This window comes from Oerskovia sp. NPDC056781 (genome assembly GCF_042789955.1).
GTDB lineage: Bacteria > Actinomycetota > Actinomycetes > Actinomycetales > Cellulomonadaceae > Oerskovia > Oerskovia rustica.
Genome location: NZ_JBHUAD010000187.1, coordinates 1 through 8,098 on the forward strand (window position 1 = coordinate 1; position 8,098 = coordinate 8,098).

The window sequence follows — 8,098 nt, forward strand, 5'->3', positions numbered from 1 at the left end:
GTCGGTGCCCGCCCTTCGCGCACGGTCCCCTGCGGGACCGGTCGAACCGTCAGCGGCGCTCGGTCGCCTCGCCCGCCTTCTCGAGGACGGGAGCGTCCTGCGCGACGGGCGTGACGTCGTCGGACAGGAGGGCCGGGGCCTCCACGACCGCCGGCTTGCGCAGCAGGAACGACAGCGCGACCGCGACGAGCATGACCACGGCGCCCCAGACGAACGCCGAGGACACACCGTCGGCGAGGGCGACCTGCGGGCTCGCGCCCTCGGCGGCCCGGGCGACCTCGTGCGAGGTCATGACGGCGATGAACAGGGCCGTGCCGGCCGCGCCCGCGAGCTGCTGCACCGTGCCGATCATGGCGCTGCCGTGCGAGTACAGCGACGGCTTGAGCGCCGAGAGCGCACCCGTGAACAGCGGCGTGAACACGAAGGCCAGGCCCAGGCTCAGCACGACGTGCGCGCCCAGGACGAACCACGGCGACGTCGTCGCGCCGACCGTGGTCAGCGCCGCGAGCGAGACCGCGACCGCGCTGAGCCCCGGCAGGACCAGGGGGCGCGGGCCGAGGCGGTCGTAGAGGCGACCGACGGTCGGACCCAGCAGACCCATGATCAGGCCGCCCGGCAGCATCATCAGACCCGTGTAGACCGGGTCGAGACCCAGCGAGCTCTGCAGGTACAGCGGCAGCAGGATGATCGAGCCGAACAGCGCGATCATCGCGACCGACATGATGCCGAGCGAGACCGTGAAGCCGCGCGAGGAGAACACGCGCAGGTCGAGCAGCGCCGCGTCGCGGCGCTGCAGGACGAGCTGGCGTGCGACGAACAGCACGAGGAACACGGGCCCGACGACGAGCGGGATCCACACGGGCACGGCCGGCGTGGCACGTGCGGCCTCACCCAGGTTCGAGAGGCCGAAGACCAGGCCACCGAACGCGAGGGCGGCGAGGAACAACGACAGCGGGTCGAGGCGCGTGTGTGTACGGTCGGCGGAGTCCTTGACGTACTTCGCGCCGAACACGAGGGCGACGAGGGCGATCGGCAGCACGAGGCCGAAGATCCAGCGCCAGGAGAGGGTCTCGAGGATCAGTCCGGACAGCGTGGGCCCGAGGGCCGGGGCTGCGGCCATGACGATCGCGACGTTCCCCATGATCCGGCCACGGGCCGACGGCGGGACGAGCGTCATGATGGTCGTCATGAGCAGAGGCATCATGATCGCCGTGCCCGACGCCTGCACGACGCGGGCACCGAGGAGCCAGCCGAAGCCCGGCGCGAACGCCGCCAGGGCCGTGCCCGCGCTGAACAGCGACATCGCGAGCAGGAACGCCCCGCGCGTGCCGAGACGCTGGAGCAGGAAGCCCGTCGCCGGGATGACGACCGCCATCGTGAGCATGAAGGCGGTGGTCAGCCACTGGCCGGTCGACGCCGTGATCCCCATCTCCTCCATGAGGTGAGGGAGGGCGACGCCCATGGTCGTCTCGTTGAGGATCACGACCGACGCCGAGACCAGGAGGAGCGCGATCACGAGGAAGTTCTCCCGTGACAGCTTCTCCGAGACGGGTAAGGACGGGGCGGTGCTCTGCGGTACCTGCATGGGCTCTCCTGTGGGGTCGGTGCGCACTCACGCGACGGGGGACGGCGCGCAGCGAGAGGGGAGCGTCGGTCGGGATGTCGTACGCCCTACGAGAACTACGCTCAGCCATCCTCGGATATTCCCCCCGGTCATGACGACTCCTTTTCCGGGCAGGACTCATCGGTGGCACGACGGCGGTCCGCGGCGGCGCGAGGCGGTGCGGAGAACGAGCGGGTGGGCTACCTCACCCCGCGGCGGGGTGCCCGTCGGGAGCCGCCTCGGGAAGGGGAGCAGCGCCGTCGGGCCCCGCGGCGTGCCGTGCGCCGAACCGGCCGAAGACCATCGCGGCGGCCGCGTAAGCGACCGCGAGGACCACGAAGACCGGACGCGAGTACCCCGTGTCCGGCAGCGTGAACGCCGCGAGAGCCGCAGCTCCCACGAACGCCGCGTTGTACAGGACGTCGTAGAACGCGAAGGCTCGTCCCCGGAAGGCGTCCGCGGTGTCGCGCTGCACGATCGTGTCCACCGCGATCTTCGTCGCCTGCGCAGCGAGGCCCAGCAGCAGCGCGCCCGCGAACACGATCGTGCGCGACGGCGTCGTGGCCAGCAGGAGCTGGCTCATCGCGGCCAGACCCAGCATGAGCGCGATCCACAGGTGCGGCCCGGTGTACCGCGAGAGCGTCGGGGTCAGCACGACGGCGAGCGCTCCACCGACCCCCGTGAGGCCCACGACCGTCGCGAACGTCGCCAGGCCCGCGTTCGTGTCGCCCGGGTCCGAGAGCAGGTTGCGCGAGATGAGGATCGACGCGATGAACGTGACCCCGTACAGGAACCGGTGCGTCGCCATGACCATGAGAGCCTGACCCGGTGTGCGCCGCGCGACGAGATAGCGGGCACCGTCCGCGAGGCCGCGCGCGACCTTCGCGATCTCCGTCGCGATCGCCGCCTCCGCAGGCTTGTCCGGCCCCAGCAGCCCGCGCGACATGCGCAGCGCCAGCAACGACGCCGCCCCGAACACGAGGGCCGCGCACACCAGCGCGACCGAGTCCTTCTCCCGCCCCGGCTCGAACGTCAGGCTCAGCAGGAAGCCGATGCCACCGCCCACGAAGGCCGCCGCGGCGCCCAGCGTGGGGGTCAGCGAGTTCGCCGTGAGCAGCAGCGGACCGTCGACCACGCGCGGCAGGCCCGCCGACAGGCCCGCGAGCAGGAAGCGGTTGACCGAGAGCGTGGCCAGCGCCAGCACGTAGATCCACGGCGTCACGCCCGTGGTCAGCATGAGGACCGCGGTCGCGGCCGTCAGGACCACGCGCACCGCGTTCCCCCACACCAGGACCTGGCGCCGGCTCCACCGGTCGAGGAAGACCCCCGCGAACGGACCCACGATCGTGAACGGGGCCAGCATCACCGCGAACGCCGCGGCGATCGACGCCGCCGTGCCCTGGGACTCCGGGGAGAAGAAGAGGAGCGACGCCAGCCCGACCTGGAACATCCCGTCGCCCGCCTGGCTGACGAGCCGGACGGCGAAGAGCTTCCTGAAGTCGCGCAGCCGAAGCAGGACGCCGAGTTCCGAGATCACACCCACCGGTTCAGGGTATGCGGTGGTGAGAGCGATCCCCGCCCCCGGACGGCCCGACGGCGGCGCGCCCCTCCGGATCCGGGGGTGCGCCACCGTGCGGGGGTGGGGTGGGCAGGATGGTGAGACGGGTGGTTCGGTCCGAGACGGGGGCCTGGGAGACCGTCCGCACGACCCGTCTCGTGCGGGAGCACCCATCTCGCCCCCGCGCCCCGGGCTGGGCGAGGTGACGGGAGTCGGGAGGCGCCGTCGGGCCCCCGTGCGAGGCGCAGCCGGGCATGCGAAGAGGGCCCGGAACCCTCAGGTTCCGGACCCTCCTCGTGAGCGTCAGGTCAGCGCAGGTGTCTGTGGTCGCGCTGGTCCTGCACTCGCAGGCTCGCTACGGATCAGCGCAGGTGTCTGTGGTCGCGCTGGTCCTGCACTCGCAGGCTCGCTACGGATCAGCGCTCGTTCTCACCGGAGATGAAGGCCTCCAGAGCCGCACGGCCCTTCGTGTCCTCCATCTGGACCGGCGGGGACTTCATGAAGTACGTCGAGGCCGAGAGGATCGGGCCGCCGACGCCGCGGTCCTTGGCGATCTTCGCGGCGCGCACGGCGTCGATGATGATGCCGGCCGAGTTGGGGGAGTCCCAGACCTCGAGCTTGTACTCCAGGTTCAGGGGCACCTCGCCGAACGCGCGACCCTCGAGGCGGACGTAGGCCCACTTGCGGTCGTCGAGCCACGCGACGTAGTCCGACGGACCGATGTGGACGTTGCGGTCCTCGGTCTTGCCGCCGAGGGGACCCTCGAGGTTCGACGTCACGGCCTGCGTCTTCGAGATCTTCTTGGACTCGAGGCGCGTGCGCTCGAGCATGTTCTTGAAGTCCATGTTGCCGCCGACGTTCAGCTGGTACGTACGGTCCAGCACGACGCCGCGGTCCTCGAAGAGCTTCGCGAGCACGCGGTGCGTGATGGTCGCGCCGACCTGCGACTTGATGTCGTCGCCGACGATCGGGACACCGGCGGCCTCGAACTTCGCGGCCCACTCGGGGTCGGAGGCGATGAAGACCGGCAGGGCGTTGACGAACGCGACGCCCGCGTCGATCGCGCACTGCGCGTAGTACTTCGCGGCGATCTCCGAACCGACGGGCAGGTAGCAGACGAGCACGTCGGCGCCCGACTCCTTGAGTGCGGCGACGATGTCGACCGGCTCGGCGTCCGACTCCTCGATGGTCTCGCGGTAGTACTTGCCGAGGCCGTCGTTCGTCACACCGCGCTGGACGGTGACGCCCAGGGGCGGCACGTCGGCGATCTTGATCGTGTTGTTCTCCGAGGCGTTGATGGCCTCCGAGAGGTCGAAGCCGACCTTCTTGGCGTCGACGTCGAAAGCGGCGACGAACTCCAGGTCGGACACGTGGTAGTCACCGAACTGCACGTGCATCAGTCCGGGCACGGTGCTGCTCGGGTCAGCATCGCGGTAGTAGTGCACGCCCTGGACCAGGGAAGATGCGCAGTTTCCGACGCCAACGATGGCGACGCGGATGGAGGACATCCTCGCTCCTTGCTGTCAGTGCCGGAGGCGCTGCGCGCCGACGGCTTCGTAGTTAGTGGTTGTCTTGCCCGTGATGGTTCTCGGGGCCGCTCGACGGCCGGGTGCGACGACGGTCGCGCTCGGTCGTGATCAGTCCGTCGAGCCAGCGAACCTCACGTTCGACCTGTTCCAGGCCGTGACGCTGCAGCTCAAGGGTGTACTCGTCCAAGCGCTCGCGAGTGCGGGCGGCGGACTCCTTGACCGACTCCAGCCTCTCGGTGAGCCGGCTGCGCCGGCCCTCGAGGATGCGGAGTCGGGTCTCGGCGTCGGTCTGCGCGAAGAACGCGAACCGGACGTCGAAGCTCTCGTCCTCCCAGGCCGCCGGTCCCGAGGTCGCGAGGACCGTCTGGAGACGCTCCTTGCCCTCGGCCGTGAGCTGGTACACGATCCGGGCACGCTTGCCGGACAGTGCGTGGGGAGGGGTGGTGGGTGACTCGGTGCCGACGATGTGGCCGTGCGCGACCATCGCCTTGAGCGCCGGGTAGAGGGAGCCGTAGGAGAAGGCGCGGAACGAGCCGAGCATCAGGTTGAGCCGCTTCCGCAGCTCGTACCCGTGCAGCGGGGACTCGTTCAGGAGGCCGAGGATGGCGGTCTCCAGCACGTCCGAACGACTGCGTGCCATGACACCTCCTCCTCCGCCGGGACCGTGGCCGCGCGGAGGGCGGTTCGGGCTTGCTCACCTGCTCGATGTATCGAGTCGATACATCGACAGGCTAGGTGCAATCGAACCGCTGCGCAATGCGCCGGTGCATAGAACGCTGTGCGGCCCGTGCGACCGACCAGTTGTGAAGGACTGGCGGAACTGCCGCGGGGCTGTGGCGAAACAATGCTCCTCCCCCTGTGCAGGTCCTTGTCCTCACGGGCTGACGGCCTATTGTTCAGGGTGGTCCGATGCATGTCCCGCGTCCCCGTCGCCCTCCCCCCTGGGCGCAGCGCGGTCCGGTCCGGACCTGAAGTGACCCCCAGAGGAAGGTGAACCGTGGCGAGCTCCGCGAGGCAGACGAAGGGCACGGCGCGCACCGGAGGCACGGCGCGCACGGGCACCACGGCGCGCAAGCGCCGCTTCTTCAACTACCCCCGGTCCCACGTCAAGGGATTCCGCCGCTGGCTCCCGTCGTGGCGCGTCCTGCTCGGGACGTTCCTGGCCGGCGTCGCGCTGGTCGCCGGAGTGTTCATCGCGGCCTACGCCACGACCACGGTCCCTGCGGAGGCTGCCTACGCCAAGCAGCAGAAGACGACGGTCTACTACTCCGACGGCGTGACGGAGATCGGGAACTTCCTCACCGAGAACCGCGTGATCGTCCCGTTCGAGACGCTCCCGAAGTACGTCGGCAACTCCGTCGTCGCGTCGGAGGACGCCACCTTCTGGGAGAACTCCGGGATCGACATCAAGGGCATGGGGCGCGCCCTCGTGAACAACCTCTCGGGCGGCGCCCGACAGGGCGCCTCGACGATCACCCAGCAGTACGCCGAGCGCTACTACTCCGACGAGACGATCTCCAGCTACGCGGGCAAGTTCCGCGAGGCCATGCTCGCCCTGCGCCTGACGCAGACGCAGCCGAAGGAGCAGATCCTCGGGAACTACCTCAACACCATCTACTTCGGTCGTGGCGCGCACGGGATCGAGGCCGCGGCGCAGACGTACTTCGGTGTCCCGGCGTCGGAGCTCACCATCTCCCAGGCGGCGATGATCACGGCGATCATCCCTAACCCGACGAACTACGACCCCGCCGTCAGCCCTGAGATCGCGCAGCAGAAGTGGGAGCGCGTGATCAACCGCATGGCCGACCAGGGGTACATCACCGCTGCGGAGAAGGCGGAGGCCGCCTTCCCCGAGGTCAAGGACAAGGTCCAGGCCAACACCAAGGGCGGCCAGGCGGGCTACCTGCTGGAGCTGGTGAAGAACGAGTGGGTCGCTGCCGGGAACGACGAGGGTGACCTCGAGGTCAAGGGCTACAAGATCATCACGACGATCGACAAGGACATGCAGGCCATGGCGGTCCAGACCGCCGAGACCACCATCCCCCGCGAGGGGGACCACCCGGCGTCACCGAACCTCAAGCCGTCGATCGTCTCGATCGACCCGGCCGACGGTGCGGTCAAGGCCGTGTACGGCGGGCCTGATTTCGTCACGAAGCAGTACAACTCGGCCACGCGAGGAGTGGCACAGGCCGGCTCGACCTTCAAGCCGTTCACCCTCGTCGCCGCTCTGGAGAAGGGCATCGACCTGTCTGCCCGGTACGACGGCGAGAACGGGATCCAGGTTCCCGGCTTCTACGACGGGGACCGAAAGGTCGTCAACTTCGGGAACTACGGGTACGGCCAGATCGACCTGGTGAAGGCGACCGCGAACTCGGTCAACACCGTGTATGCGGCGCTCAACATGGAGGTCGGTCCCGAGGCGACCAAGGAGGTCGCGATCCGCGCCGGCATCCCCGAGGGCACCCAGGACCTCGCGGCGGTCCCGTCCAACGTGCTGGGCTCCGCGTCGGTGCGAGCACTCGACATCACGCACGCGTACGCGACGTTCGCCGCCCAGGGCTACGAGTCGACGCCGCACGTGGTGCAGTCGGTCAAGATGCTGAGCAACGACGCGGAGATCTGGGAGCCCGCGGGCCGGAACGGGAAGGTCTTCGAGCCCGACGTCATGGCCGCCGCGACCTACGCGATGACCCAGGTCGTCGAGCAGAAGGGCGGTTCGGGCCAGTTCGCCAAGGCTGTGGGACGCCCGGTCGCCGGCAAGACGGGCACCTCGAACGACAACAAGTCCGCCTGGTTCGCCGGCTACGTGCCGCAGCTCGCGACCGTCGTGGGTCTCTACCAGACGAACGACGAGACGCACGCCCAGGAGTCGATCACCCCGTTCGGCAAGTGGGCCACGGGGCGCAACCCGGCCATCACGGGTGGCACGTGGCCCGTCGAGGCCTGGACCTCGTACATGGAGGGCGTGCTCGCGCTCCCGCAGTACGCGGAGGTTCAGGAGTTCCCCAAGTACACGCCCAAGAAGCCGATCCCGACCGAGACCCCCAGCGAGGAGCCCACCGAGATCCCGCCGGTCGACGAGCCCGTCGAGCCCGACCCCGTGGTCCCCGAGCTGGCGACGGTCCCGACCGACCTCGTGGGCAGGTCGAAGGACGACGTCGCGCAGATCCTGGCGGGCCTCGGGCTCGAGGTGAGCTTCACGGAGGACTGGTCCGACCAGCCGCCGGGCGTGGTGATCCGCGCCCCCGGTGGCAAGCAGGTCGAACCCGGCTCCCGCGTCTCGATCGTCCTGTCGAAGGGCCCCAAGCCCAGTGCGCCCAACCCGACACCCACCCCGACGCCCACGCCGACACCGACGACCCCGCCGGAGGGCAACGGCGGGGACGCGTCGGCAGGCCAGGGCAACGG

5 protein-coding genes are annotated in these 8,098 nt (G+C 69.7%); 1 reads left to right on the plus strand and 4 read right to left on the minus strand.

Going from position 1 to position 8,098, the window contains the following annotated elements; translation table 11 throughout:
* Positions 1-49: 49 nt before the first annotated feature.
* The 4 genes from ACFRCR_RS14485 to ACFRCR_RS14500 all read right to left on the minus strand — a co-directional run bounded on the left by ACFRCR_RS14485 (position 50) and on the right by ACFRCR_RS14500 (position 5,330).
* Positions 50-1,585, minus strand: coding sequence for an MDR family MFS transporter (locus tag ACFRCR_RS14485; RefSeq protein ID WP_377678483.1), 1,536 nt, complete (start codon positions 1,583-1,585; stop codon positions 50-52).
* Between the two features lie 223 nt (positions 1,586-1,808).
* On the minus strand, positions 1,809-3,140 hold the full coding sequence (locus ACFRCR_RS14490) for an MFS transporter (RefSeq protein ID WP_377678485.1): 1,332 nt from the start codon (positions 3,138-3,140) through the stop codon (positions 1,809-1,811).
* Between the two features lie 437 nt (positions 3,141-3,577).
* Positions 3,578-4,669: an inositol-3-phosphate synthase gene (locus tag ACFRCR_RS14495; RefSeq protein ID WP_191791221.1), complete on the minus strand. Its 1,092-nt coding sequence runs from the start codon at positions 4,667-4,669 to the stop codon at positions 3,578-3,580.
* A gap of 52 nt (positions 4,670-4,721) precedes the next feature.
* A complete protein-coding gene (locus tag ACFRCR_RS14500; RefSeq protein WP_377678486.1) occupies positions 4,722-5,330 on the minus strand; it encodes a PadR family transcriptional regulator in 609 nt (202 codons plus the stop codon).
* A 357-nt stretch (positions 5,331-5,687) separates the two neighbouring features.
* Between ACFRCR_RS14500 and ACFRCR_RS14505 the strand changes: the two genes are divergently transcribed.
* Positions 5,688-8,098 (plus strand): transglycosylase domain-containing protein (locus ACFRCR_RS14505; RefSeq protein WP_377678487.1); only part of this gene is annotated, 2,411 nt, incomplete at its 3' end.

Excerpts from the sequence above, each read along its gene's own strand:
- ACFRCR_RS14500 (WP_377678486.1), bottom strand. The coding sequence starts at position 5,330 with ATGGCACGCAGTCGTTCGGACGTGCTGGAGACCGCCATCCTCGGCCTC.
- ACFRCR_RS14485 (WP_377678483.1), bottom strand. The coding sequence starts at position 1,585 with ATGCAGGTACCGCAGAGCACCGCCCCGTCCTTACCCGTCTCGGAGAAG.
- ACFRCR_RS14495 (WP_191791221.1), bottom strand. The coding sequence starts at position 4,669 with ATGTCCTCCATCCGCGTCGCCATCGTTGGCGTCGGAAACTGCGCATCT.